Below are 24,649 nucleotides of genomic sequence, written 5' to 3'. Positions count from 1 at the left end.
CACCATGCCCGATTCGTTTCGTATCGCAGGCACAAAGGAATGAAGCGCTGTCAGGCATCGGCCCGCAGCGCTTCATCGACAACTAGAAGATCGCCGGCGCAAGCCGACGGGTTTACGAGGGACCTGTCCGCAGCAGGTGCCGGCAAGGCGACGGTTCCGCCGCGAACACGGGGCCTTGCAGTGTTTGGACTTTCGATTCAGCAGGCGCTGTGGGACGGTTGCGCCGCGCCAACAAGCTGCACGGCGGGCACCGAGAACTCGCGCCCGATGCCGATCCGCGCATACAGGTAGTTGTTGCGGGCCCTGTCGCTGAGTGTGTCCATGTTCACCTGCCCGCTGGCGTCGCATGGGAACGCATACCCGCGCCCTTCATTGAAGAGCGAACGGAAGCGCAGCTCGTAGGGGGAGCTCGCGCGTGGAGCCATTTGTGACGAATTCATGATGTGCTCCTCTCTAGAGTCATGAGGACTGGCGTGTTGCGAGCGAAGCATCTGTTGGCCTTGCTGGAGGCGTGCAATTCGATTCGCTCGCCCCTCTCGCTGCAACGACCATGCCAAGGCTCTGCTGGCCACGGCAGGCCGCTTCAAGTCATTGTTTTCTTTACGAATTGACGCAACTGCGCAATGGCGGCTGCCAATGCGCCAGTCGCGTCGGACGTTCGGTTTCCGAACGGGGGCGGACGGCAGGCGAGCGTGGTCAGCGCACTGAGGGTAGCCATTTGCGCGAAAGCTCAGGTACCTGACATGACCTCGTACTGCGCCATGTTCTCGATCGCCCGCACCAGTGCCGAATGGTCGGACTGACCATGGCCCAGCGCCACGCAGGATTGCATCAGCTGCGCCGCGTTGGCGGTCTGCGGCAGCGACATGCCCAGCGCCTTGGCGCCCTGAAGCGCCAGATTCAGGTCCTTCTGGTGCAAGGCGATCCGGAAACCCGGGTCAAACGTGCGCTTGATCATCCGCTCGCCGTGCACTTCCAAGATTCGAGAAGCGGCAAAGCCTCCCATCAGCGCCTTGCGCACCTTGGCGGGGTCGGCACTCGCCTTTGCCGCAAAGAGCAGGCCCTCGCCCACAGCCGCGATGTTCAATGCCACGATGATCTGGTTGGCGACCTTGCAGACTTGCCCGTCGCCGGCAGCGCCGACCAGGGTGATGTTCTTTCCCATCAGTTCGAACAAGGGCTTGATGTGTTCGAAAGCTTGCGGCTCGCCGCCGACCATGATGGTCAGGCTGGCGGCTTTGGCGCCCACTTCGCCGCCAGACACCGGCGCATCGAGATAGTCGCAGCCCAGGGCTTGTATCCGCTTGGCGAACCCGCGGGTGGCGATCGGATCGATCGAACTCATGTCGACAACGGTCTTGCCCTTGGTCAGGTCCGAAGCGACGCCGTACTCGCCAAACAGGACCTTTTCGACGTCGGGCGTGTCCGGCACCATGATGAAGATGATGTCGGCCCGCTCGGCCACGCCGCCCGCGGTGGTGCAGATCGTGGCGCCGGCATCGGCCAGTTCCTGGGGCACTCGGCCACGCGTGTTGACGAACAGCAGGTGGCCCGCTTTGAGAAGATGCCCCGCCATCGGTGTGCCCATGATGCCGAGGCCGATGAAGCCGAGCTTGAGTGGTGGTTTGTTCAATTGGTTTCCTTGGCTCTATTTCATCCAGCCGAAACTTTGGGCTGTGCTGGTGCGCGGCTTGTATTCGCAGCCGATAGTGCCGGTGTAGCCCAGCGCGTCGATATGCCCGAGCAGCCAGTGGTAGTTGATCTCGCCCGTGCCGGGCTCGTTGCGGCCGGGGTTGTCGGCCAACTGGATGTGGCCTATGCGGTCCAGGTGGCTGCGCAGCGTCGCGCCCAACTCGCCTTCCACCCGCTGCGCATGGTAAATGTCGTATTGCACAAAAAGGTTGTCTGAACCCACCTCGTCGAGGATGGCCAAGGCCTGGTCCGTACGGGTCAGGAAGAAGCCGGGAATGTCGAACGGGTTGATCGGCTCGATCAAGAGCCGGATGCCGGCACGCTTCAACGCTTCGGCAGCGTGACGGAGGTTGCCGACGAAGGTGGTGTGCGCGTGTTCGCGCTCCACGCCGGCAGGTACCTTGCCGGCCAGGCAGTTGACTTGCGGACAGCCGAGCGCGGTCGCGTACTCGATGCACTGGACAACGCCCTCGCGGAATTCGCCCACGCGCTCGGGTTGGCAAGCGATGCCGCGATCACCGGCTTCCCAGTCGCCGGCGGGCAGGTTGTGCACCACCTGCTTCAAGCCGTTCTCCCGCAGCGCTCTTGCGAGTTCGTCCTTGGGATAGGCATAGGGGAAAAGGTATTCAACGGCTTCGAAGCCGGCCGTGCGCGCGGCGGTGAAGCGGTCCATGAAAGGCAACTCCGTGAAGAGCATGCTGAGGTTGGCGGCGAATCGGGGCATGGTGACTCTCTAGTTGGTTGATGCAGTCGCGACCCCATTGCGGTGGGCGGCTGCGACAGGACGGACCGCCTGGATGGCAGCCCGCCCCACTGTCCTTTTGCCTGAGAGATTCGCCACCCTCGGGGGCAGCTTGCACCTTCGGCGGACGAAGACCCGATGTCCGCGGCACTCTCCAGTTGATCATGGTTTCCAGTCTTTGGGCCTGAGCGTTCTCGGGGTGATGCGCCTTCGGCAGCTCGKCACAGGTACTGTCCGAGCTACTCCTGGAAGCCCTGAAGTTAGCACGCGGCAAGGCCGCGAGTCGTAAGCGCAACTGAATGATGAATGTAGGTTCGGCTAGTTTTTGTTTTGGATGCGGTGCCCTATCGTGCAGCTTCTGCATGTCGCAGATTCGAGCCGCACTTCGCGGATGTTTCGCCCGAAGGAATCCAGATGAGTATTCGATCTTTCCGAATAGCCGGCATCTTCGCCTTGGGCATGCTGGCCGCGTCGTACGGTGCCGCGCAGGACACCGGCGCGAGGAGCGGGAGCCTGGTCGTCGCCGAGGACGTCGTGCCGCAGACTTTCGATCCCACGCAGTCCTCGCAGATTCGCACTTGGTACATGTGGCAGTTGGTGTACGAAGGCCTGGTGCGAGCCGACGTGTCCGGCAAGATCGCGCCGGTGCTGGCCAGCAAATGGTCGGTCGATGCGGCGCAGACAAGCTATGAATTCACGCTGCGCGACGGCGTGAAGTTCTCCGATGGCACACTAGTGTCTGTCGACGACGTGGTGTTCTCCTTCCAGCGCCTGAACGAGCGCGGCCTGCCCTATGCCAAGGACCGGTTCAAGTCGCTCGACTCGGTCATCAGGCTCGACGACCGGCGCGTCCGCTTCAAACTCAAGCAGCCGGACGCTGGATTCCTGCTCAACCTCGGCAGCCCGTTCGTGGTCGGCTCGGCGATCCTGAGCCAGAAGTGGGCACAGACGCACGATCCCAGGCGCGAGATGATGGGCACGGGCCCGTTCAAGATGGTTGCGTACACGCCCAACACCCAGCTGGTGCTCAAGCGCAACGACGACTACTGGAACAAGGAGGGCACCGCCAAGGTGTCCGACCTCACGATCCGCTACATGCCCGAGCAATCGGCGCAGATCGCCGCGCTCAAATCCGGCCAAATCGACCTGATGTTTCCGAGCGCCGAGGGCAACCTGCAGCTCAAGGGCGACGCCGCGATCACCGTGGTGGGCGTGCCTTCCACGAATACCGTGCGGCTGAACGTCAACAGCGGGCGCCCGCCGTTCAACAATCCCGACGTGCGCCGCGCCATTTCGCTGGCAATGAACCGTCCGGCGATCGTGCAAGCCGCTTTCCTTGGCGAGGCCGTGCCCAGCGCCCAGATGCCGCCGGCGTACACCTGGGTGCCGAAGATCGACGCCCTAAAGTACTACAAGCACGACGTGGCGCAGGCCAAGGCTCTGCTGGCAAAGGCCGGCCATCCCAAGGGCATCGACATCACATTGAACCACCTCACCGGCTGGGGAAGCTACCTGGATCGTTTCGCGGAATTGCTCAAGAGCCAGCTGGCCGAGGCCGACATCCGCGTCACCATCCAGGCCAACCCGAACGCCGTGTGGCTGGACAAGCAGAACAAGGCCGACTACGACATCATGGACAACGAATACGCCTTCCAGGCCGACCCGCTGTTCTACCTGATGCCGCGCCCCGGCCGGCAGGGCCCCACCCCGACCGAACTCGACGCCCTGATCACCAAGGCGCAAAGCGGGCCCTCCGAGGAATACACGGCGCAATTGGCCAAGGTGGCGGTGATGGAAGACGACCTGGCCTTCCCGGACATCGCCATCGTCGCTCGCAACGCCTCCGTGGCATATGGCCCCAAGGTCAAGTCGGCCAAGCCCGATCCCACCCTGTCGCGCACCTTCCTGGGTGGCGTCACGTTGAAATGAAATGACGCACCCGGTCCTCAAGGTCAGGGGTCTGACCACACGCTTTCGTACTGGCTACGGGACGGTGACCGCTGTTGACGGCGTGTCCTTCACCGTCGGCCGTGGCGAGACGCTGGGGCTAGTCGGCGAGTCGGGCTCCGGCAAGAGCGTCACCGCCATGTCGGTGCTACGGCTGGTGGTGCCGCCGGGTCGAATCGAGGCCGGCTCCATCGAGCTGAACGGCGTCGACTTGCTGTCGCTGGACGAAGAGCAAATGCGCCAGCAGCGCGGAACACGGGCCGGGCTCGTATTCCAGAACCCCATGACCGCGCTGAACCCTGTGTTCACCGTCGGCTGGCAGATGGGCGAGGTGCTGAAGGCGCACGGCCGCGATGATGCCGGTGCGTCGGCCGTGCACCAGGCGCTGGCCGCGGTCGGCATGCCCGATCCGCCGCGGCAGGCTTCTTCCTATCCCCACCAGATGTCCGGCGGCATGCGTCAGCGCGTCGTGATCGCGATGGGCATGCTCAACAACCCGCAGTTGCTGATCGCCGACGAGCCCACCACGGCGCTGGACGTGACCATCCAGGCCCAGGTGCTGGACCTGATGAAGAAGCTGACACGGGACCACGGCACCGCGCTGCTGCTGATCACGCACAACATGGGCGTGATTGCCAAGATGTGCGACCGCGTCGCCGTGATGTATGCCGGCGAGATCGTCGAGGAGGCGCCCGTCGAGCAGCTATTCGCCAATTCGCGCCATCCGTACACGCGCGGCCTGCTGCGATCCATTCCGCGCATCGATCAGTCGCGCGGCCAGATTCCGACGCTGCCAGGTGCTCCGCCCGACATGAGCGCAGCGCCGGCGGGCTGCCGCTTTCGCGACCGCTGTTCATCCGCGCAGGAGCGATGCAAGAACCATCCCGACCTGCTCACGGTCGCGCCCGGCCATTCCACGCGCTGCTGGGTCGCGCAGGACGGCACCTCGCTGGCCGACCCGCCCGCGCCCCGTCAGGAGCCCGCCCATGCCTTCTGAAAAAGCCACCCCCCTGCTGGAAGTGCATGGCCTCGTCAAGCACTTCCACATCGCCGCCGGCGCCGGGCKCGCGGCCGGCACGCTGCGCGCCGTGGATGGTGTCTCCCTCACGCTCGCGCCCGGCGAAACACTGGGCGTGGTCGGCGAGTCCGGCTGCGGCAAGTCCACGCTGGCGCGGCTGATGGTCGGGCTGCTGGAGCCGAACGCAGGCACGATCCGCGTCAAGGGCGGCGACATCTGGGAGGCGGGAGCCGCCGGCCGCGAGCGCCGCCGCCATTTCCAGATGGTGTTCCAGAATCCGGCCAGCTCCATGAATCCGCGCCGCACCGTCGGCGCCAGCGTGGCCGAGCCCCTGTGGGCACGTGGCACCCGTAACACCGACGATGAAGTAGCGCGGATGCTCGCCCTGGTCGGGCTCAACCCGAAGATGGCGGCCCGCATGCCGCACCAGATGTCGGGCGGCCAACAGCAGCGCGCGTCGATCGCGCGCGCGCTGATCGCCAATCCGGCGCTGGTGGTGCACGACGAGGCGGTGGCTTCGCTCGACGTCTCGCTCCAGGCGCAGATCCTCAACCTTCTGGACGAGTTGCAGGAAAGGCTAGGGACGTCCTATGTCTTCATCAGCCACGACCTGGCGGCCGTGCAGGCCATCAGCCACCGGGTCGCCGTGATGTACCTCGGCGAGATCGTGGAAACGGCGACGGCCCAGGCTTTCGCGAAGCAGCCCCTCCATCCTTATGCAATCGCGCTGCGCAATGCCACGCTGCTGCCCGATCCGGCGATCGAGCGCAACCGGCCCGACCTCGTGCTGCGCGGCGACGTGCCCAGCCCCATGAATCCGCCGTCCGGCTGCCGCTTCCGTACCCGCTGCCCGCTGGCCCATGCGATGTGCGCCGTCGAGGCGCCGGCGCTGCTCGACGTGGGCGGTGGCCATCTCGTTGCCTGCCATTTTTCCGATGCCCCAGAGCGGCTTGCGCACCGTTCGTCGAGAACGTCCCTTGCCAAGGCGGAGGCTCTCACATGATGAAGGAGATGTTGTCCCGGCTTGGCGCCGTGGTGGCCGTGCTGTTCGCCGTCTCGGTGCTGGTGTTCGGCCTGGGGACGGTGGTCCCCGGCGACCTGACGAGCGTGATCGTCGGTCAGGAGGGCGCGACCGCTGCCCAGTTCGAGGAAGTGCGCCACAACCTGGGCCTGGACCAGCCGCTGCCGGTGCAGTACGCGCGCTGGCTGGGACACGCGCTGCAAGGCGACTTCGGTACCTCGCCCATCACCGGGCGCAGCGTGGCGTCCGACCTGGCTCAGCAGATTCCGGTGTCGGTGGAACTGGCCGTGCTGTGCCTTATCCTCTCCACGGCGCTCGGCATGCCTGCCGGCATCCTGGCAGCGGTACACGCGAACCGGCGACTGGACGTGCTGATACGCTCCCAGCTGCTGTTCGCCTTCTCGGTCCCGACCTTCGTGATCGGCATCCTGGTACTGCTGGTGGGTTCGCACTTCGCGCCCGACCTGTTCCGCATGTCATTCACGCCATGGGCGCAGGACGCGGCTGCGCACATCCGCTCGATGGTCATGCCGCTGGCGACGATCACCCTGCCGATGACGGCGATGACGATGCAGATGACGCGCAGCGCCATGTTCGAAGTGCTCGGTGACCCGTTCATCGTGACGGCGCGCGCCATGGGCGTGCGCCTGCCGCGAATCCAGTATCTGCACGCCCTGCGCAACGCACTACCGCCCATCATGACCTTCATCGGCTTCCAGTTCGGCGTGATGCTGGGCGGCCTGATCGTGGTGGAGCAGATTTTCAGCCTGCCCGGCCTCGGCCGAGGAATGCTGGAGGCGATCTCCACGCGCGACTACCCCATGGTTACGGCGACCACCATGGTATTTGCAGTGAGCTTCGTCGTCATCAATGCCGTGATCGACCTGCTGTATCCGGTGCTCGACCCTCGCCAGAGACCCCGATGACACTCCATCCGACCACCCAAGCCAGCCCAGTCCAGGCCGTGGCGCCGCCGCCTGCGCACAAGCCCCGCCGGCAGGGATTTCTCGCCGACTTGCTGCGACACAAAGGCGGCTCCTTCGGCGTCACTGTGATGGCGCTGTTCATCCTGCTCGCGGTGTTCGGGCGCCTCGTTAGTCCCTACGACCCCAATGTCGGCGAACTCGCCAGCACCCTGGCCGGCCCTTCGGCCCAGCACCTGCTCGGCACCGATGAACTGGGGCGTGACACCCTGAGCCGGGTGATCGACGGATCGCGCATCGCCGTGGTCGTGGCGCTGCTTTCGGTGGCTGTCGCCGCGGCCTGCGGCGTGGCCATCGGTATCGTCAGCGGCTATTTCGGCGGCAAGATCGACACGGTACTCAACCGCAGCCAGGACGTGCTCTTCGCATTCCCGACCTTGCTGCTGGCGATCATCATCGTCGCCGTGCTGGGCCCGGGGCTGTTCAATGCGGTGCTGGCCATCGCCATCGTCTACACCCCGCGGTTCGCGCGCATTGCCCGGGCCAGCGCCCTGAGCGCCAAGACCTGCGAATACCTGGATGCCGCGCGCCTGTCCGGAGTCAGCACGCCATCCATCCTGCTGCGCCACATGCTGCCCAACGTGCTGCCTTCGGTGATCGTGCTGGCGGCCCTGAGCATGTCGACCGCGCAGCTCGCCTACGCATCGCTGAGCTTCCTGGGCCTGGGCGTGAGCCCGCCGCAAGCCGACTGGGGCAGCATGCTGTCCCGGGCGCGGGACTTCATCACCATCGCGCCCTGGCTGACCGTCTGGCCAATGGCGGCACTCGTGCTGCTGATGCTGGGATTCAACGTGCTCGGCGACGCGATCCGCGACGTCCTCGATCCGCGCCACAGCAGCGGCGTTCAGCCTGAGAAGCCCTTTTGACCATGAAGAAAATACAAGTCGTCCTGCATCCCCAGCGCCCGCCCGCCGTCGAGGCGTTCCTGCGCCAACTGCCCCAGATCGAACTCCATACCCCGTCCGACGAAGCGGGCGTGGAGCGTGCGCTCGACGCGGGCGCGCAGGTGCTGGCCACCTACATCTGGCGCGAGACATTCATGCGGCCGTCGCTGCGTTGGATCGCGGGCATGGGCGCCGGCTTCGAGCAGTATCCGCTGCAACAGCTGGCGTCGCACGACGTGGTGCTGACCACCGCAGCCGGCGTTCACGCGGCCTGCGTCGCCGAGCATGCCTTCGCGCTGCTGCTGGCGCTGACGCGGCGGGTCGGCGAGGCGGTCCGCAACATGGGTGAGCGCCGCTGGCAGGCACTGCCGGGCGAAGAGCTTGCCGGCAAGAAGCTCGCCATCGTCGGGTTGGGCCGCATCGGCGAAGAAGTGGCGAGGCGGGCGCAGGCCTGGGGTCTGCAGATCGTCGGCGTCAAGCGCAACCCCAGTCAATACGAGGGTTGCCTTGCCGACGTGCGCGGCGCCGACCATTTGGCGGCCGTCTGCGAATCCACCGATATCCTGTTGCTCGCGGCGCCCGCATCGGCCGACCACCGTCCCATCGTGGGCGAGCGAGAACTGCAGCGCCTGGGCGCCGGCTGGATCGTCAACGTGGGCCGCGGCAGCCTGATTGACGAGAACGCGCTGCTGCACGCGCTGACGGCGGGCGCGCTGCGTGGCGCCGGCCTCGACGTGACCGCGGTCGAACCGCTGCCGGCGGAGTCGCCGCTGTGGGGCCTGCCCAGCGTCGTCATCACCGCCCACAACGCCGGCGACAGCCCGGGCTATGGGCCGCGCTGGGGCGCGATCTTCCAGCGCAACCTGGCGGCATTCGCCGGATCGGAGGACTGGGTCAATCGCATCGCGGCCGGGCCGGGAGGCGCGCTGTGAGCCGCAATTTCGTCATGCTCGCCTCCGACGACGCGCCGACCGAAGATTGGGCGCGGGCCGTCGCCGCGGCCGCGCCCGGCCTGCGCGTGCAGATCGCGCGCGACCGCGCGCAGGCGCTGCGGTTCCTACCCGAGGCCGACGCTGCTTTCGGCACTCTGGACGCGCAATTGCTCGCGCAAGCGGGAAGGCTGGCCTGGCTGCAAGCGCCACAGGCTGCGCCGCCTGCTGGCTACTTCTTTCCCGAACTGATCGAACATCCCGTCCAGGTCACCAATTTCCGCGGCATCTACAACGACCATGTCGCCGTCCATGCTGTGGCAATGCTGCTTGCGCTTGCGCGCGGTTTGCCGCGCTATATGCGCCAGCAGTCCCGCGGCGAGTGGATCCGCCATCTGGCGGACGAGGACGTGCTGCACCTCGCCGAGAGCACCGTGCTGGTCGTCGGCGTCGGTGGCATCGGCGCCGAGATCGGACGGATGGTGGCCGCGTTCGGCGCCAAGGTGCTGGGCGTGGACCCGCGCCGGTTCGATCCGCCCGAAGGCGTGCAGGCGATGTTCAAGCCCGAAGCGCTTGATAGGTTGCTGCCATCGGTGGATGCGGTCGTCCTGACCCTCCCCCACACGCCGCTCAGCGAAGGGCTCATCGATGCCCGGCGCCTCGCGCTCATGCGGCCGCACGGCCTGTTGGTCAACATCGGGCGCGGCGCGACAGTTCGCCTGGATGCCGTGGCCGATGCACTGCGGAGCCGGCGCTTGGGCGGCGCGGCGCTCGACGTGTTCGAGCAGGAACCCCTGCCTGCGGTGCATCCTCTGTGGAACGAGCCGCGGGCCCTGCTCACGCCCCACGTCGCCGTGGTGGGTCCGCACATCGTAGAGCGCCGCCTTGCCGTCCTGTGCGACAACGCCCAGCGCTTCGCATCGGGCCGGCCACTGAACAACCTCGTAGACAAGGCCTCCTGGTACTAAGCATGCGAACTTTGGAGGCATCGGCCTTTGTTTTCGGGACGGACCTGATGGGCGAGGGCTTCGAAGCAGTCCTGGAAAACCTGCGGGAACGCGGCGGCCTGGACGGCATTTCGCTCTCGGCCACCTACCACGACGCGCGGGACGTGTTTCCCCACAACCCGAGGTACCACGTCCATCGCCACGAGGGCGATGTGGCCTGGTTCGCGCCGCAGCTACAGCGATATGAAAGCGGCCTGGTGCCGCGTATGGCCAGAGCGGCCGATGGCACCGACGTCCTTTCGGAACTGTGCACACGCGCCAGCCGACGCGGCATGGCCGTGGACGCATGGACCATCTTCCTGCACAACTCGCTGCTGGCTTCAAAGAATCCCGACTGCGCGACCCGCAACGTGTATGGCGACCCGTATCTCACGGATCTGTGCCCCGCCAATCCGCGCGTCCGTGCCTACTGCCGCGGGCTGGCAGGGGACGTCGCGCGCTACCCGGTGCGGCGGCTGATGGCCGAGAGCCTGCATTACCGCCCGCTGGAGCACGGCGAGCATCATGAGCGCTACCTGATCCACCTGCCCGCGGAGGCGCGCACATTGCTGTCGCTTTGCTTCTGCCCGCACTGCCGCTTGGCCGCCCAGCAAGCCGGCGTCGCGGTCGAACGTCTGGCCGTCTCCGTGCGCGAGGCGCTGGAGCCGATCTGGACGGGCCAGTTGTCCCCGGCCCACTCCGACCCGCTGCTCGGCGAAAGCGCGCGAGCGGAACTGGCCGCGTACGTCGACGTCCGCCTGCGCGTGGTAGCCGGGCTCGTGGCGGAAGTCCATGAGGCGATGGCCGGTTCGGGAGTCTCGCTCAGCTTCGTCGATCACGCGGGGGCGATGTCGCATGTGATGGCGGGCACCAGCGCGGACGACGAGGTGACCGAGTCGTCCCGCAAACTGGGGATCGACCTCGCCGCCGTCGCCGCTGCCTCCGATGAGATCGCGGTGCTCGGGTACGTGGACACCACCGAGCGGCTGCGGGCGCTGCTCGCCAGCTACACGGAAGCGCTCGGCCCGGGCTGCGGCTTTTCGGTGGCGCTGCGCTCCCTGGTGCCGGACTGCCAAAGCGAGGAGAACCTGGGCGCCAAGGTGGCGGCCGTCCTCGATTCGCCAGCCACCGGGATCGGCTTCTATCACTACGCGATGATGCCGCTGAACCGGCTCGACTGGATTCGTCGCTCGCTCGGTCGGCAAGGCGCCACCGGGAGGCCGTCATGAAGGTGCTGGTGACCGGCGCCGCCGGCCACGTGGCCACACTGGCCATGCCGGGCCTCCAGGGTCGCCACACGCTACGCCTTGCCGATGTGCGGGACCCGGCGCACGTTCCCATGGGCGCGATCTTTCACGCGATGAGCCTGCTGGACGCGACCGACGCCGAGATGGCTGAGCTTTTCGCGGGCGTCGAGGCTGTCGTCCACAGCGCCTACGTTCCGTCGGCGGAGCGCGATGTCTACAGCCTGTGGCCGCCCCAGCTGGACCGGTTCGAGGCCGAGTTCGACAACATCCGCATGGCGCAGCGCGTGTACCGCTGCGCGCTCGAGGCGGGCGTGAAGCGGGTCGTGGTCGTTTCCTCCAACCACGCGGCCGACTGGTACGAGCACACGCAGGTGCACCAGCTGGCGCGGGAGATGGTGTATCCGACTCAGCTTCCGCTGTCCGACAACTTTTATGGCTGGTCCAAGGCCGCTTACGAACTGCTGGCGTATCCCTATGCCTGCGGCACTTTCGGCCGGCGCATGGAAGCCGTGATGCTGCGGATCGGTTCGCCTTACCCCATCGACATTTCCCAGTTCGAACCAAGTGCGCCGGCGCCGCAATCGGGCTTGCCCCGGCCTGTCGGCCCTGCGGCGCTCAAGCGCGCCCTCGGCGCTTACCTGAGCGATCGCGACTGCGCCACGCTGTTTCGCTGCGCCCTGGAAGCGCCCCTGGTCGGGCCCGATGACGCCGTGCCGTGGGTTGTCGCCTACGGCATTTCCGGCAACACCCGCGCATTCTGGTCCCTCGAATCGGCCCGCCGGGTGCTGGGATACATGCCTGAGGACGACTCCGAGGTCATCTATGCCGACGCGGTCCGCCGTCTACTCACTGGAAGCGAAAACGCGTCTGCTGGACGCCTTGGGCCGGAGGCGCACTGAACGGAACCCCATGTTGCCGCGCATCGAGCCATTCCGAACTACAGACCGAAAAATAGGTGGCTTGCCAGCCACTACAACTGCCTGCGGCCGACTTTGACGCCCGACCAAGTATCCGTCCATTCGAGCCGCCAGACGCTCTCGAACCGGGACTCCCTGCTGGCCATGCTGGGCCTGTGCTGCGTCGCAACCCTGGTGGCGCTGGACCAGACGGTGGTCAGCACCGCGTTGCCTTCCATCGTCGCCGAGCTGCATGGCTTCGATCTCTATGCCTGGGTCGCAACCTCGTACCTGCTGACCTCGGTCATCACCGTGCCGGTGGTCGGCCGCTTGGGCGACCAGTTCGGCCGCAGGCCGTTTGTGCTGGGGTCGATCGTGATCTTCAGCGTGGCCTCGGTGCTCTGCGGCCACGCCAACAGCATGGAGGGCCTGGTGGCGGCGCGCGCGCTGCAGGGCGTCGGCGGCGGCATGCTGGTGGGCAGCGCCTTTGCCTCCATCGTCGACCTGTTCCCCGACGCCCTGGTGCGCCTGCGCTGGCAGATGATGATGGCCTCTGCGTTCGGCTTGGCCAACACGCTGGGCCCGTCACTGGGCGGCCTGCTCACCCAGTACCCGGGCTGGCGCTGGGTGTTCTACATCAACCTGCCGGTGGGCCTGGTGTCGCTGTGCGCGGTCTGGCGCTTTTTACCGCACGTGCGCCACGGCGTGCCCGGGGCCGAGGTGCGCATCGACTGGCCGGGCGCCCTGCTGATTGCAGCCGGGCTGGGTAGCCTGCAGTTGCTGGTCGAGCTGGTGCCGCAGCGCGGATTCACCGCCGGTATGGCGAAGACCCTGGTGGTCTGCGTGCTCGCCTTCTTTGCCTTGTTTCACTGGGAGCGGCGCGTCACGCATCCTCTCATTCCCGGTGAACTGCTACGCAACCGGTCGCTGTTCAGCATGTTCCAGCTGGCAGCTGCCGGCGGGTTCATGCAGTTTTCACTGCTGGTGTACGTGCCCCTGATGTTCCAGGGCGGCTTTGACCTGTCAGCACGCACGGCCGGGCTGCTGGTGACGCCGCTGGTGGGCTTTATTGCGGTGTCCAACATCCTCAACAGCCGCATCCTGCCGAGGCTGCCGAACGCCGCGATCATGGTGTACTTGGGCGTTGGCATGACGACCCTGTGCGGTGCTTGCATGCTGCTGGCCAACGCCAACTCGTCCCATGTCTTTCTGGTCGCGGTCATGGTGTGCGGCGGCATGGGCATGGGGCTGACCATGCCCAACCTGACGATCACGATGCAGCAAGCCGCGCCCCGCGAGCACGTGGGCATCGCCCTCGCGCTGCTGCAGAGCCAGCGCATGGTCGGCGGCATGCTGGGCACGGCGCTGACAGGCGCGGTGGTCAACTGGTCCTACCGGCACAGCATCGGCAACGCGCTGGCCGGCGATGCCGCCAGCGGTACCTGGCTGCAGCTGGCGAACCCCGAGATCCTGCTGAGCCACGACATGCAGGCCGAGCTGCTGAGCCGGCTGGCCGCGGCCGGCCGGGATGGCGCGGCCCTGATCGACATGGCCCGCGACGCGCTGGTCCAGGCGGTCCACGACGGCTTATGGCTGACCATTGCCTTGGGGCTGCTCAGCTTTCTGGGCATTCGCTACATGCCGAAGATCAGCTTCCGGTCGACGCCGGTCAAGGTGAAGGTGGAGGAAGGCTTTCACGAGCCTTGAGGGTCGGCGTTTGCGGGCGGCTGGGGGCCGTGGTGAATTTACTAACGTCGGATCGTCTTTGTGGACGAGTCCGGCATCAGCGAACGGCCCACCCGGGTGCGCACATKGCCCAAGGGACACCATCATCCAGTTGTTCGCACGTCGACGAACGCCGAGGTTCCCGCCCACGCAGAAGTGTCCGGAGCCTTGGCCTGGAGCCGCAGGTGCAGCAGACCCGAATACACGGTGCCGGTGCGTTCGTCACCACGCGGGACGTTGACCACGTCGCCGTCATAGACCAGCGACGGCGTCACGGGGTGCCCGCAGGGTCCGGGTCTCCTTCACCGGCCGCGGCACCGAGGCCGAGCAGGCCGATTTCAGGCACATCTGTGACAGGAAGGCATCAGCGGGCGCTTTTTGGCCGGCGCACTTGGGCCATCAGTTGCTGCGCTACGGCCTCGAAGGGTTCAAGGCTCTGTTCGGCCCGACTGAGCACCACCGCTCCTTCGGCCGAGGCAATCATCACCATCGCGAACTGCCGCGCCTGCACTGACGACAGTCCCCCTTGATGCAGCAGGTCACTCAGCCGTTCGCGCCAGGCGCGAAACACGGCCGTCGCATGCGACAGCAGTTCGGCGGAGTCGGTGGCCACCGTGACGGCCAGCACGGCACAACCCGCCTCGCACTGCGAGCGCGTGAGCACCGCGCGCCAGATCGCGAGAAAGCGCTCCACCACCGCCTCGGCCGGCGCGCCGGCCACGGGTTCCATCGCATCGGTCAACAGGGCGCCCGCGCGTTCCACGGCCGCGGCGACGAGCTGGTCCTTGCCTTCCGGGAAGTGGTGGTACAGCGATCCGCGTGGCGCTCCCGTGGCCGACAGCACCTCGGAAAACGAGGTCGCTTGCAACCCACGTCGCGCCAGCAGCACCATCGCCCCTTCGACCATGCGATTGCGAACGTCACCCGCCATGGAGTCGGCCTCCTTTCTCATTTTCGAGTTGATTGCGCAAGAAATATGACATTCATCATAGTTGCTGCTACTATGACGAGCGTCATAGTCGTCCAGAGGAGTATCACCGTGCCACGCCATCGCCTCGTCTTTCTGTCCATGATGCTGCCGCTGGCCCTGGCCGCCTGTGGCGCCATGCCCTCCGCATCGTCTTCATCCACTCAAGGAGCTTCTCCCATGACCATGGAACAAACCAAGCAGGCCGTCATCGGCGACTGGGTCAGCATCGCCCCCGAAATCCGCCCCAGCGCCCAGAAGAACGCCGACGGCACGCTCAAGCCCTTCTATCTGAAGCGCGAGTTCAAGGCGCTGCCGGACGACCGCTTCGAGCTGGTCATCGTCAACTCGGCCGACCCCTACGGCAAAGTGCCGCTGGCTAAGATCCTGATCAGGGGCCACATGCACTGGCAGGGCGAGCACCCCATCGCGCCGGGTGCGCAGAAGGTGGACTTCGTGGCCGACGAGGCCTACGAGGTCACACCGATGCTGCAGGGCTTTGCCGACGTGCTCAACCAGATCGCCACCCAGGGCTACGCAAAGTGGGAGGTCGGCCAGACGCAAAGCATCTTCGGCAAGAGCTTCGCGCCCTTCGGTCTCACGGCAGGCAAGAATTTCATGGAGTACGACCTGGTGTACACGACGCACGGTCTGCTGTTCTGGGGTGCCCGCAACGTGGACGGCCGCGGTTTCGATACTGAGCAGAACCGGCCGACCAATCTGCAGATTCCGCTGGCGCGCAAGTAAGGCCGAACGCATGACCGCCCCGAAGGAACTGGACGGCCGCGTGGCTATCGTCACTGCGCTTCCAGCGGCATCGGCCAGCAAACAGCGCGCACCCTGGCGGCGCGGAGCGCCTTCGCACTTCGCGCTGTGCAGCTTCCCGTTCAAAACGAACTCGAACGGCGCCACCCTCCCAGTCGCAGTGGACAGGAAGTTCACCGCCTGATGCTCGCGCAGCTGGTCAACGGTGACGGGCATGCCGCAGGTGGAGATGTAGCGCCGACCCGCGCACGTCACGACGGGCAGCTCGGCGACGCGTCGTGCGACAAGCCCGGATTCCTGCGGCGTCCCGCCCCGTAGCACGCGGTCCACGCCTTCGCGGACCAGGTTGACCAGYGGTCGCTGGTGCCGATCACAAGCTCGATGCCGGGAAGGCGGGTTGTGAATAGTTCGGGGCCGCGGCGAAGAAACGCGACCGAGCCCGYGCCCCCACCCCGAGATGCAGGGCTCAATCTTCGAGACTGATCCTGTTGACGAGCAAGCCCACCGACGAGATCTCCACCTCGACCATGTCGCCCGGCTTGAGCCACAGTGGCGGATTGCGCTTGGCGCCCACGCCGCCGGGCGTGCCCGTGACAATCACATCGCCCGGAATGAGTGTGGCAAAGGTGGAGATGTAGTTGATCAACACCGGGATCGGAAAGATCATTTGGTCGGTGCGTGCATGCTGCACCTGGTGACCGTTGACCCGCGTCGCCAAGTCGAGCACGCGGTCGGCCGGCAACTCGTCGAGCGTGACCAGCGTAGGGCCGAAGGCGCCCGTCTGCGGAAAGTTCTTGCCGGGGATGAATTGGCGCGTGTGATGCTGCCAATCGCGCACGCTGCCGTCGTTGAAGCAGGCGACGCCGAAGACGTGGTCCCAGGCCTTGGCTTCGGGAATGCGCCGCCCGGCCTTTCCAATGACGATCGCCAGCTCGCCCTCGTAGTCGAGCTGCGAGGATTCGCGCGGCATCRGGAGCGGCTGGCCTGCCGCCTGCAGCGACTCACTGCCGCGCAGGAAGATGGAGGGATGCTCGGTCGGATCGCGCTGGGTCTCGATACGGTGGTCCTCGTAGTTGTGGCCGACGCAGGCGATGGTCTGCGGATCGGCAATCGGCGGCAGCAGTTGCAGATCGGCGAGCAAATGGTCGCTGGCCGCCGACGCGTGCGGCATGGCGAGTTCGACCGCTTGGCCGGTCGCGATCAGCGTCTTCAGGCTGGTAGCCCGAGCACCGAGGCGCCGTCGCAGATCGATGACTTCGTCGGTGCCGCGCAGGAGGCCGAACGAGGGCTCGCCATTCACTTGGTAGCTGAGGAATTTCATCGTGGTTCCTTGGGTTTCGAGATTGAAGTTCGGTTAGGAGAGCGCGGCGAACGCGTGCTGCGTCGGCGCGCGGTTGCCTCCATCGCTCTGGCGAGTTTCGGCGCCGGCGAGCGCGGCCTGATCGAGAAGTCGCGACCAGTAGCGATCGGGCCGCACCAACATTGCGACAGCTTCGTGCGCCTCCAGATTCTTCGCCAGCTCACCGGTGATATCGCGCACAGTGACAATCGACGCGTCTGCAGGGAGCGAAAGAAAATCCTCGTCGCGACCGACAAGTGCAACGACGCGCCCCGGTGCACCGGCAGGAAGCAGCGCCGCCGCCCTGCTTCGGAAGGACGGCGTATTCCGGCCCAAGACCGCAAAGCCTTCGCCCAGTACGCTATCGAGGCGCAYCAACTCGCCGCCCGGCAGCTCAACTTCGGGCTGCGGAATGAGCTCCGAATGAGGATGCTTCGCAGTGGGCTCGAATGCACCCTCCTGCAACACTGGCTTCGGCTTGAAGCGCAACTGCAGGATGTAGTCGCGGCAAATCGGCACCAGGCAGGCGAGGCGTAAAGCGGATTGCGCAAGCCATGCGCCGACGATCGTCTTCGGCTGCATAAAGGAGCCGATGCGCAAAGCCATGCGAATCAATGCCGCGGCATGCGGCCGGCGTTCGGGTTCGTAGCTGTCGAGAAGCTCGGGCTGCGCGTCCCACTTGAGTACCGCCGCCAATTTCCAAGCGAGATTCGCCGCATCGCGAATGCCGCTGTTGAGGCCCTGGCCGGCGAAGGGAGGCGTGAGATGAGCCGCATCGCCGGCCAGCAGTACGCGCCCCTCCTTCCAGCGCGTCGCCACGCGGGCATGAAAGCTGTAGATCGCTTTGCGCACCAGCGGCAAATCAGCGTCTTCCGGCGCCCGGTTGCGGATCCACTGCCTAAATGTGACTTCTTTCAATACGTCGTCGTCGCGGTCGCCCTCGCGCAGCATGAATTCATAGCGCACGGTGCCCCGCGGCCCCGGCAGGCGGATGGCAGGGCGCCGAGGATCGCAGTAGGTGCTGGTGTGGCGCAAGGCAACGGTGCGGTCCGACATGTCGACGATCAGCCAGCGCTCCGGAAAGGTGTCGCCCTTGAGCACGACGTTGATCAGGTCGCGCACCCTGCTGCGTCCACCGTCGCACGCGGCGAGCCACTTGGCGCCGATGGTGACCTGGCCACCGTCCCGGTTCAGCCTGCAGCGCACGCCCAGAGCGTCCTGCTCCATCTCGAGCAGCTCGTGGCCGAAGCGAACCTCGACGTTGTCGAAGCGCGAGAGGCCCTCATACAGGGTCTTGACCAGCAAGGGCTGGCGGAACGCGTTTCGCTTCGGATAGCCGTACTCCTGCCGCGTCGGCAGAATAGATGCCAGCGGCTTGCCGCGCCAGTCGAAATACTGCACGCCGTAGCCGAGTACCACGTCCTTCGTGATCTCGCCAACCAGGCCCGCCCCCTGCATCGTGCGCAGGCTCTCGTCATCGAGAGTGACGGCGCGCGGTTCGCCTTCGAGCTGCGGGTTGCGCTCGACAACCAGCGTTCTGACGCCGTAGGTGCCGAGCAGGTTGGCCAGCGTCAGGCCGACCGGCCCCGCGCCCACCACGACCACATCGAAATGCTGTGCATTCATCATGTCTGTCTCCGTTGTGTGCCGGCTAGCGCTGCCCGAGGGATTCGAGCCGGCCTTCGATTCGCAATGCGGCGCGTAACAACTGGTCGGCGATACGCGCCCTGTTCGACTCCGGCGTCGTCCGTGAATAGATCGCGCTCAGGCTGCCCATAAGCTGCTTTCCATGATGGATTGACACGGCCCAGCCCATCGCTTCTGCATCGACCTCGCCGGCGGTCGCGTACACCTGCTGCGCTCGGATCGCATCGAGATAGCGCAGAAGTGCGACCTGGCTCGATGGCAGGCCTGCCTTGCGCAGCCCCGCCGGATCGGCCTTCGCGATCGCCACGATCTCGGATTCGCTCATCTGCGCGAAGACCACCTTCGAGGTCGCGCCGCGATAGAGCGGCATCGCGCGGCCGCGCTCGTAGCTCACGGTGGTCGGTCCGAATCGACCGCGCATCTCGCTCACGCAAACCACGCGCTGACCATGCAATCGGCTCAGGATCACGGTCGCGCCGCTGCGTTCCGACAACGTGCGCATCACCTCGTCCGACGCTGCGATCAGTGGATCGTTAATACGGATTTCACGATCGAGCTCGACGATGGCCGGCCCCAGCACATAGTTGCCCATCGACGCGCTTTCGATGAAGCCAGCCGCCTCGAGGTCAGCGACGTAGCGGTAGGCGGTCGCAGGTGCGACGCCCAGCAGTTGCGCCACATCGGTCGCTCGAAGCTGTTTGCGGCCCTCGCCGAAGAGGCGCAGCACTTGGAGTACCTTGGCGGTCTTGGACATGGCRTTTGCCTCAGCTACGCATGATCGCCACGCCCCACTGATTGAGGGTCTGCGGTCGATGCGGCCAGACGCCCACGGGCCGTCCGGGCGCACAGACCTCGAGTTCGGCCGAGATCTCGCCCATATTGCCGTCAAGGTCGCGAACCATCAGGAAGGTGTCGTTGCCCGGGCCGTGGCGACCGATGCCCCAGGCAAGGTCGGTCCCGGTGCTGGCCATATGGTCGGCCCAGTCGCGCAGTCGAACCCAGTCCGGCGCCTCGCAGGAGAAATGATCGAAGCGCGCCTCAGGTGCGCGGAAGATCGCCAGCGAGTGATGCTCAGAGTCGGTCCGCATGAATGCGGCGGTGAGGTCGCCGTCGGCATCGAACACACGATCGGACATCACGAAGCCGAGGCTGCCGACGTAAAAGTCGACCAGCTTCGATGGCGTCGGAGAGCGCAGCGCGAAGTGCTGAAGACGGGCGCCCAGCGCGACCGAAGCGCTAGCCCCCGTGTCACCGGTGAGCGGTCCAAGAAAGGTGATGAGATGGCCATCGGGATCCACTACCGTGTAGCGATCCGATTCGTCTTCGAAAAGTTCGATATGGCGCGCGACCAGGAATGCCTTGTGAGACCGGAAGTCGGCTGCCGAGTGCGAGCGATAAGATGCTCGGAGTAGTTGTCCGGCCGGCCCCGCCACGATCCGAAGCTCACGGCCATCGGCCTTGCAGACGATGGCGTCCTCACTGTGCGTGGTCGTCAGGCAAAAGGTGCTGGCGTAAAACTGCGCCAGCGCTTCCGGGTTCCTGGAATGCAGTTCCAACACTGCCAGTGATGCGTTGATTTCCATGTCGTGTGCCTGTCTAGCCTTCGATGAGTGAATCATCCGCGCGGCGCCGTGCCGGCGCAAATGAGACTCTCAGTTTTTGAGAAAACTGTCATCTCTTTCTGGGCATGCCCAGTGCCACACCAGGGCGTTGGCACACATTCGGAATGATCGATCCCGATGCCGAATCTCAGGGTTAACATCGAACTGACACCGCGGACTATCAATAACTGAGAGTCCGCTTTGACCCCTTGCTCGAAGCTGGAGATCCTTCGCGGGCCGAGACCAAGCAATCCGCCAAGGAGACAGATATGAAGCATCCCGAAACGCCGTTCAACGTGGCCCAGTTCATCGACGCGAGGCCGATATCGCGCCTACAGTGGCGCACCCTCGCGCTGTGTTTCCTGATCGTGCTGCTCGACGGCTGGGACACCGCCGCGATCGGGTTCGTCGCGCCGTCAATCATGGGCGAATGGGGCCTGGCCAAGGCGATGTTTGGCCCGATCCTGAGCGCCGCGATGTTCGGCCTCGCCGCGGGCGCATTGTTCGGCGGCCCGCTGTCTGACCGCATCGGCCGCAAGAAGGTGCTCGTGGCCTCCGTCATTGCATTCGGCGGTTTCAGCCTCTTGTGTGGCTATGCCCACAACGCGGTCGAACTCACCGTGTTGCGCTTCCTCACCGGGTTGGGGCTGGGCGCAGCGATGCCGAACACGACCACGCTGATATCGGAATACGTCCCGGCGCGCTCGAAGGCCTTCTTGCTGACCGTGATGTTCACCGGTTTCACGCTCGGCTCGGGGCTCGGAGGCTTCGCCGCCTCATGGCTCATCCCCTACTTTGGCTGGCGCTCGGTGCTCTTGACCGGCGGAGTCCTGCCACTGTTGCTGGCGCCGGTATTGATCGCCTCACTGCCCGAGTCTGTGCGCTTCCTGGTGCTACGCGGCGATCGGAAGGAATTGATCGCACGGACGCTGTCGAGCATCGGAGGAACCACGGTCTCGGCGCTCGAGAACTTCGTGCTGATCGAGCCCCGTGTGGAATCGAGGCACTCGGTGCGCAGCCTCTTCCTGGGCGGCTACGCCAAGCTCACATTGCGCCTGTGGCTGACCTATTTCATGGGGCTGCTGATCATCTACTTGCTGACCGGCTGGCTGCCGACGCTGATGCGCGATGTCGGCTTCACGATCGAGCGCGCCGCCTTCATCACAGGGATCTTCCAAATTGGCGGCTCCATCGGCTCGATCGCGATCGGCTGGGTCATGGACCGATTCAATCGACGCCTGGTCGTAGGCCTGTCGTACGCCATCGGCGCTGGCTGCGTGCTGATGCTCGGGCGCATCGAACTGGCGCCGGGATTGTTTTCCGTGGTGCTTCTGCTGTGCGGCATCTTCTTGAGCGGCGCCCAGACCGGAATGAATGCGCTGGCGCCGATGAGCTACCCGACCGCGATGCGCGCGACCGGCGCCAGCTGGATGCTGGGTATCGGCCGCTGCGGCGGCATCACCGGATCGCTGATCGGCGGACCGCTTCTTGCGATGGGACTTTCGACAGGCAGCCTGTTCAGCCTGCTGGCGATACCGGCGGCGATCGCAGCGGCTGGCATGCTGGTCCGGGTGTCGCAGGAGGTGTTCGCTCAGGACGAGGGAGAGGTCGCCCTAGTCACGCACTAGACACGATGGTCGCTCGATAGGCGAAGGAAGGCCCGTCTCCGGTATCGCGGATTGCGCCTCTGAGAGTGCGCCGAGCCACATGCGGCGGGTTTCCCCGGCCGCAAACCGTATGGAAACGAGCCATGGACGAGAGTATCAAGTTCTTCGTTGGTTTGGATGCCCACAAGGACAGCATCGCGGTTGCCGTGTGTGAAGCTGGGCGAGAGCCGAGTCATTTCGTGGGCACGCTGGGGGTTGACGTGCAGGGGGTGGTCAAGACGGTCAGCAAGTACGGCCCTGCGCGGCGAGTGAGCGTGGTCTACGAGGCCGGACCGACGGGCTACGGTTTGTATCGAGAACTCAACCAGCGGGGCTATCACTGCGAGATCAATGCGCCCTCATTGATACCGCGCCGAGCGGGCGAACGCATCAAGACTCACCGTCGCAATTGTGCGTCCCGAGCGGGCGAACTCAAATCGATTTGGGTGCCCGATCAAGCCCACGAGGCGATGCGCAATCTCTGGCTCGCACGCGAAGATGCGGTCAACCTGCGTCTGAAGGTGCGTCAACAGTTCAAGGAGTTCCTGCTGCGCCAAGACCGACGCTACGCGGGCAAAACGTCCTGGATCAAGGCGCATCAATGCTGGATCGCCGATCAGCGCCTTGGACATCCGCCAGACCAGTTTTCGCTGACCGAGTACCAACTGGCCGTGCAAGCGGCCGACGAGCGCGTTCAGCGGCTAACGGCTGCGCTGCAGCAAGCCGTGCAGGGTTGGCGCTTCGGACCGGTCGTGGCCGCATTGCGAGCGTTGCGCGGCATCGACACCGTCAGCGCCATCGGCCTGGTCTGCGAGATCGGCGACGAGGACCAGGATCTCACCATTGCGCTGCTGCGGAAAACGGGCCAAGGAGTTCATTGCGGATTGGTCAAGGCGCGACCACGACGCTGATTTCGAGTTCAGCGAGTTGTAGCCGGTCTTCCAAGCTGATGCGGGCGAGGCGTCTTCACGGCAGAACGCCCATCTGCCGCGCGTTTTCAGCCCAGGCTGTTGCCGAGACGCAGCCAGGCTGGAAACTGGCGATCGAAGTCTTGTGCAGTGATCTCCGCAAGGTGTGCGCATGCGGCGTTGGGGAGTGCCACGCTCATTTCCTCATGCCAGAGCACGACGCCAAGCAACCGGCAAACCAGGAAGCGCTCCTCGCGCGGAACCGGAAACTCCGACACATGGCTCGGTAACCGCATCATGGAAACGCGTCGCCTCACCTCGATGACGAACCATCCCGTGCGCTTCGCCCTGATGCACGCCGCCTTTCCCAACCAAATCTGGAGGTATAGCTCCCACCCCACCAAGAGCAGAAGGATCAGAGATGCAATCAACATGCGAAATGCAACGTAAGTTATTCTGGAGAAAGGGAATCTGGTCCAAGAATCTTGAATTCAAGAGTAGGCTTCGCCACCTCGCTGCGCAATACGTCGAACGCGCTCCCGCGCCAACTTGCTCACGAAAACCGCCGATCGGTCCAACTCTGCAACGCATGTCGCTCGCCCGGAGGGGATCCTTGCAACAACGTCCGCCTGCCAGTCACCGTGGCCGCAGGGGGCTTTGTCATGTTTCTGCTGTGGACATGGACACAATCGCCACTCTCCATGACCCAGGGAAAACCCATGAAGGCGATCAAGCGCGCCCGTCATTTCATCGAACGCAACCCGCACGAACCTGCGGCTGCCGTGCTTTCACAGTTGGTGCTGGCTCTCGAATCCAAACGCAGCTTCGAGCTCGCGGCCCTGTACGAACTCGACCTCGACACGTTCGACCTCGCCGTCGAGATCTTGAAGGAATGGCGACTTGATCGCTACTACGCCGGCAAGGCCAAGCTGTTCGATCTTTCGCTCCAGATGTCGGATCTGGACACCACGGCACTCTCCGGACAACCGAACTGATGGCGACATGGTGGCGGGCCGATCCGAGACGCTCTCCGGCACCGACGATCTCAGACCATGAGCTTGCGGATGTGCGCCGACAGCAGGTCGATCAGGCTGACACTCACGACGATGATGATCATCACCGCGCAGGTCTCGGCATACTGGAAGCCGCGTATGATCTCCCACAGCACGACGCCGATGCCGCCCGCCCCCACCATGCCCACCACCGAGGCTGAACGCACATTCGATTCGAGGCGATAGAGTGCGAACGAGATCCATAGCGGCATCACTTGCGGGATCACGCCATAAACGATCTCGTGCAGCGCGGTGGCCCCCGTCGAGCGGATGCCCTCCACCGGTTGCGGATCGATGGCTTCCACAGCCTCCGCGAACAATTTGGCCAACACGCCGGTAGTGTGCACCCACAAGGCGAGCACCCCCGCGAATGGCCCCAGTCCCACGGCGACCACGAACAGCATCGCGAACACCATTTCGTTGATGGCCCGGCAGCTGTCCATCAGCCGACGCATCGGCTGGTAGATCCACCAAGGCACGATGTTGGCCGAGGCCAGTAGGCCCAGCGGAACGGCGGTGATCACGGCCAGCGCAGTGCCCCACAACGCAATCTGCAGCGTGACGACCATCTCCTCCACGTACATGCGCCACTGCGCGAAGTTGGGCGGAAAGAAGTCGGCCGCGTAGGTGGCCATGTTCCCCGAATCGCGCCAC

General features: G+C 65.3%; 25 protein-coding genes, 2 pseudogenes and 2 riboswitches. Of the genes and pseudogenes, 15 read left to right on the top strand and 12 right to left on the bottom strand.

Going from position 1 to position 24,649, the window contains the following annotated elements; translation table 11 throughout:
• Positions 1-197: 197 nt before the first annotated feature.
• The 3 genes from AC1DY5_RS08065 to hyi all read right to left on the bottom strand — a co-directional run bounded on the left by AC1DY5_RS08065 (position 198) and on the right by hyi (position 2,416).
• Entirely contained in the window at positions 198-440 is a 243-nt protein-coding gene (locus AC1DY5_RS08065; protein ID WP_478110544.1) for a hypothetical protein, read from the bottom strand.
• A 290-nt stretch (positions 441-730) separates the two neighbouring features.
• Positions 731-1,633 (bottom strand): 2-hydroxy-3-oxopropionate reductase, encoded by a 903-nt coding sequence (locus AC1DY5_RS08060; protein ID WP_478110540.1) that lies wholly within the window; start codon positions 1,631-1,633, stop codon positions 731-733.
• 15 nt (positions 1,634-1,648) lie between these two features.
• Positions 1,649-2,416 carry a hydroxypyruvate isomerase gene (hyi, locus tag AC1DY5_RS08055; RefSeq protein WP_478110537.1) on the bottom strand — a complete coding sequence of 256 codons (768 nt, stop codon included), beginning with the start codon at positions 2,414-2,416 and terminating at the stop codon, positions 1,649-1,651.
• Between the two features lie 79 nt (positions 2,417-2,495).
• Positions 2,496-2,602: riboswitch (glycine riboswitch) on the bottom strand.
• Between the two features lies 1 nt (position 2,603).
• Positions 2,604-2,685: riboswitch (glycine riboswitch) on the bottom strand.
• Positions 2,686-2,848: 163 nt separating this feature from the next.
• On the opposite strand from hyi, the gene AC1DY5_RS08050 reads away from it, so the two are divergent.
• From AC1DY5_RS08050 to AC1DY5_RS08005, 10 genes are all read left to right on the top strand, one after another.
• Positions 2,849-4,363 carry an ABC transporter substrate-binding protein gene (locus AC1DY5_RS08050; protein ID WP_478110534.1) on the top strand — a complete coding sequence of 505 codons (1,515 nt, stop codon included), beginning with the start codon at positions 2,849-2,851 and terminating at the stop codon, positions 4,361-4,363.
• A gap of 1 nt (position 4,364) precedes the next feature.
• Positions 4,365-5,378, top strand: coding sequence for an ABC transporter ATP-binding protein (locus tag AC1DY5_RS08045; RefSeq protein ID WP_478110532.1), 1,014 nt, complete (start codon positions 4,365-4,367; stop codon positions 5,376-5,378).
• Positions 5,368-6,402: an ABC transporter ATP-binding protein gene (locus AC1DY5_RS08040; protein ID WP_478110529.1), complete on the top strand. Its 1,035-nt coding sequence runs from the start codon at positions 5,368-5,370 to the stop codon at positions 6,400-6,402. The genes AC1DY5_RS08045 and AC1DY5_RS08040 overlap by 11 nt, the downstream gene beginning before the upstream one ends.
• The gene (locus tag AC1DY5_RS08035; RefSeq protein WP_478110527.1) at positions 6,399-7,346 is read left to right on the top strand and encodes an ABC transporter permease; all 948 of its coding nucleotides are present in this window, start codon (positions 6,399-6,401) and stop codon (positions 7,344-7,346) included. The genes AC1DY5_RS08040 and AC1DY5_RS08035 overlap by 4 nt, the downstream gene beginning before the upstream one ends.
• Positions 7,343-8,269 carry an ABC transporter permease gene (locus AC1DY5_RS08030; protein WP_478110525.1) on the top strand — a complete coding sequence of 309 codons (927 nt, stop codon included), beginning with the start codon at positions 7,343-7,345 and terminating at the stop codon, positions 8,267-8,269. Before AC1DY5_RS08035 ends, AC1DY5_RS08030 begins: the two co-directional genes overlap by 4 nt.
• Positions 8,270-8,271: 2 nt before the next feature.
• Positions 8,272-9,219 (top strand): D-2-hydroxyacid dehydrogenase, encoded by a 948-nt coding sequence (locus AC1DY5_RS08025; RefSeq protein WP_478110523.1) that lies wholly within the window; start codon positions 8,272-8,274, stop codon positions 9,217-9,219.
• A complete protein-coding gene (locus tag AC1DY5_RS08020) occupies positions 9,216-10,184 on the top strand; it encodes a D-2-hydroxyacid dehydrogenase (RefSeq protein ID WP_478110521.1) in 969 nt (322 codons plus the stop codon). The genes AC1DY5_RS08025 and AC1DY5_RS08020 overlap by 4 nt, the downstream gene beginning before the upstream one ends.
• 47 nt (positions 10,185-10,231) lie before the next feature.
• Positions 10,232-11,431, top strand: a complete 1,200-nt coding sequence (locus AC1DY5_RS08015) for a hypothetical protein (protein ID WP_478110519.1) — start codon at positions 10,232-10,234, stop codon at positions 11,429-11,431.
• A complete protein-coding gene (locus tag AC1DY5_RS08010; protein WP_478110517.1) occupies positions 11,428-12,348 on the top strand; it encodes an NAD-dependent epimerase/dehydratase family protein in 921 nt (306 codons plus the stop codon). The genes AC1DY5_RS08015 and AC1DY5_RS08010 overlap by 4 nt, the downstream gene beginning before the upstream one ends.
• Positions 12,349-12,510: 162 nt before the next feature.
• On the top strand, positions 12,511-14,052 hold the full coding sequence (locus tag AC1DY5_RS08005) for an MFS transporter (protein ID WP_478110548.1): 1,542 nt from the start codon (positions 12,511-12,513) through the stop codon (positions 14,050-14,052).
• Between the two features lie 122 nt (positions 14,053-14,174).
• Here the strand turns inward: AC1DY5_RS08005 and AC1DY5_RS08000 are convergent, their stop codons facing one another.
• Positions 14,175-14,345 (bottom strand): hypothetical protein, encoded by a 171-nt coding sequence (locus AC1DY5_RS08000; RefSeq protein ID WP_478110515.1) that lies wholly within the window; start codon positions 14,343-14,345, stop codon positions 14,175-14,177.
• A gap of 89 nt (positions 14,346-14,434) precedes the next feature.
• Entirely contained in the window at positions 14,435-14,962 is a 528-nt protein-coding gene (locus AC1DY5_RS07995; protein ID WP_478110513.1) for a TetR/AcrR family transcriptional regulator, read from the bottom strand.
• Between the two features lie 255 nt (positions 14,963-15,217).
• On the opposite strand from AC1DY5_RS07995, the gene AC1DY5_RS07990 reads away from it, so the two are divergent.
• Complete coding sequence (locus tag AC1DY5_RS07990) at positions 15,218-15,784, top strand: hypothetical protein (RefSeq protein WP_478110511.1); 567 nt, start codon at positions 15,218-15,220, stop codon at positions 15,782-15,784.
• A gap of 10 nt (positions 15,785-15,794) precedes the next feature.
• Complete coding sequence (locus AC1DY5_RS07985; protein WP_478110509.1) at positions 15,795-15,986, top strand: hypothetical protein; 192 nt, start codon at positions 15,795-15,797, stop codon at positions 15,984-15,986.
• 41 nt (positions 15,987-16,027) lie between these two features.
• Here AC1DY5_RS07985 and AC1DY5_RS07980 read toward each other — a convergent pair.
• The 5 genes and pseudogenes from AC1DY5_RS07980 to AC1DY5_RS07960 all read right to left on the bottom strand — a co-directional run.
• Positions 16,028-16,123, bottom strand: a pseudogene (locus AC1DY5_RS07980) (LysR family transcriptional regulator); the annotation flags it as partial.
• A 145-nt stretch (positions 16,124-16,268) separates the two neighbouring features.
• Positions 16,269-17,123: a fumarylacetoacetate hydrolase family protein gene (locus AC1DY5_RS07975; RefSeq protein ID WP_478110507.1), complete on the bottom strand. Its 855-nt coding sequence runs from the start codon at positions 17,121-17,123 to the stop codon at positions 16,269-16,271.
• A 33-nt stretch (positions 17,124-17,156) separates the two neighbouring features.
• Positions 17,157-18,767 carry a bifunctional 3-(3-hydroxy-phenyl)propionate/3-hydroxycinnamic acid hydroxylase gene (locus AC1DY5_RS07970; RefSeq protein ID WP_478110546.1) on the bottom strand — a complete coding sequence of 537 codons (1,611 nt, stop codon included), beginning with the start codon at positions 18,765-18,767 and terminating at the stop codon, positions 17,157-17,159.
• Positions 18,768-18,792: 25 nt separating this feature from the next.
• Positions 18,793-19,542: an IclR family transcriptional regulator gene (locus AC1DY5_RS07965; RefSeq protein WP_478110506.1), complete on the bottom strand. Its 750-nt coding sequence runs from the start codon at positions 19,540-19,542 to the stop codon at positions 18,793-18,795.
• A 10-nt stretch (positions 19,543-19,552) separates the two neighbouring features.
• The gene (locus AC1DY5_RS07960; protein WP_478110504.1) at positions 19,553-20,431 is read right to left on the bottom strand and encodes a VOC family protein; all 879 of its coding nucleotides are present in this window, start codon (positions 20,429-20,431) and stop codon (positions 19,553-19,555) included.
• 227 nt (positions 20,432-20,658) lie between these two features.
• Here AC1DY5_RS07960 and AC1DY5_RS07955 point away from each other — a divergent pair, with 227 nt between their 5' ends.
• Positions 20,659-22,017 (top strand): MFS transporter, encoded by a 1,359-nt coding sequence (locus AC1DY5_RS07955; protein WP_478110501.1) that lies wholly within the window; start codon positions 20,659-20,661, stop codon positions 22,015-22,017.
• A gap of 122 nt (positions 22,018-22,139) precedes the next feature.
• Positions 22,140-22,859 (top strand): annotated as a pseudogene (locus AC1DY5_RS07950) (transposase); the annotation flags it as partial.
• A gap of 173 nt (positions 22,860-23,032) precedes the next feature.
• Here AC1DY5_RS07950 and AC1DY5_RS07945 read toward each other — a convergent pair.
• A complete protein-coding gene (locus AC1DY5_RS07945; protein WP_478110498.1) occupies positions 23,033-23,377 on the bottom strand; it encodes a hypothetical protein in 345 nt (114 codons plus the stop codon).
• Between the two features lie 285 nt (positions 23,378-23,662).
• Between AC1DY5_RS07945 and AC1DY5_RS07940 the strand changes: the two genes are divergently transcribed.
• On the top strand, positions 23,663-23,938 hold the full coding sequence (locus AC1DY5_RS07940) for a hypothetical protein (protein ID WP_478110496.1): 276 nt from the start codon (positions 23,663-23,665) through the stop codon (positions 23,936-23,938).
• 50 nt (positions 23,939-23,988) lie between these two features.
• Here the strand turns inward: AC1DY5_RS07940 and phnE are convergent.
• A partial coding sequence (gene phnE / locus AC1DY5_RS07935) for a phosphonate ABC transporter, permease protein PhnE (RefSeq protein ID WP_478110493.1) occupies positions 23,989-24,649 on the bottom strand: 661 nt, incomplete at its 5' end.

The sequence above is a fragment of the Variovorax sp. P4_D9 genome (assembly GCF_056401695.1).
The sequence above is the reverse complement of the archived record's forward strand: the minus strand, read 5'-3'. Positions and strand labels throughout refer to the sequence as shown.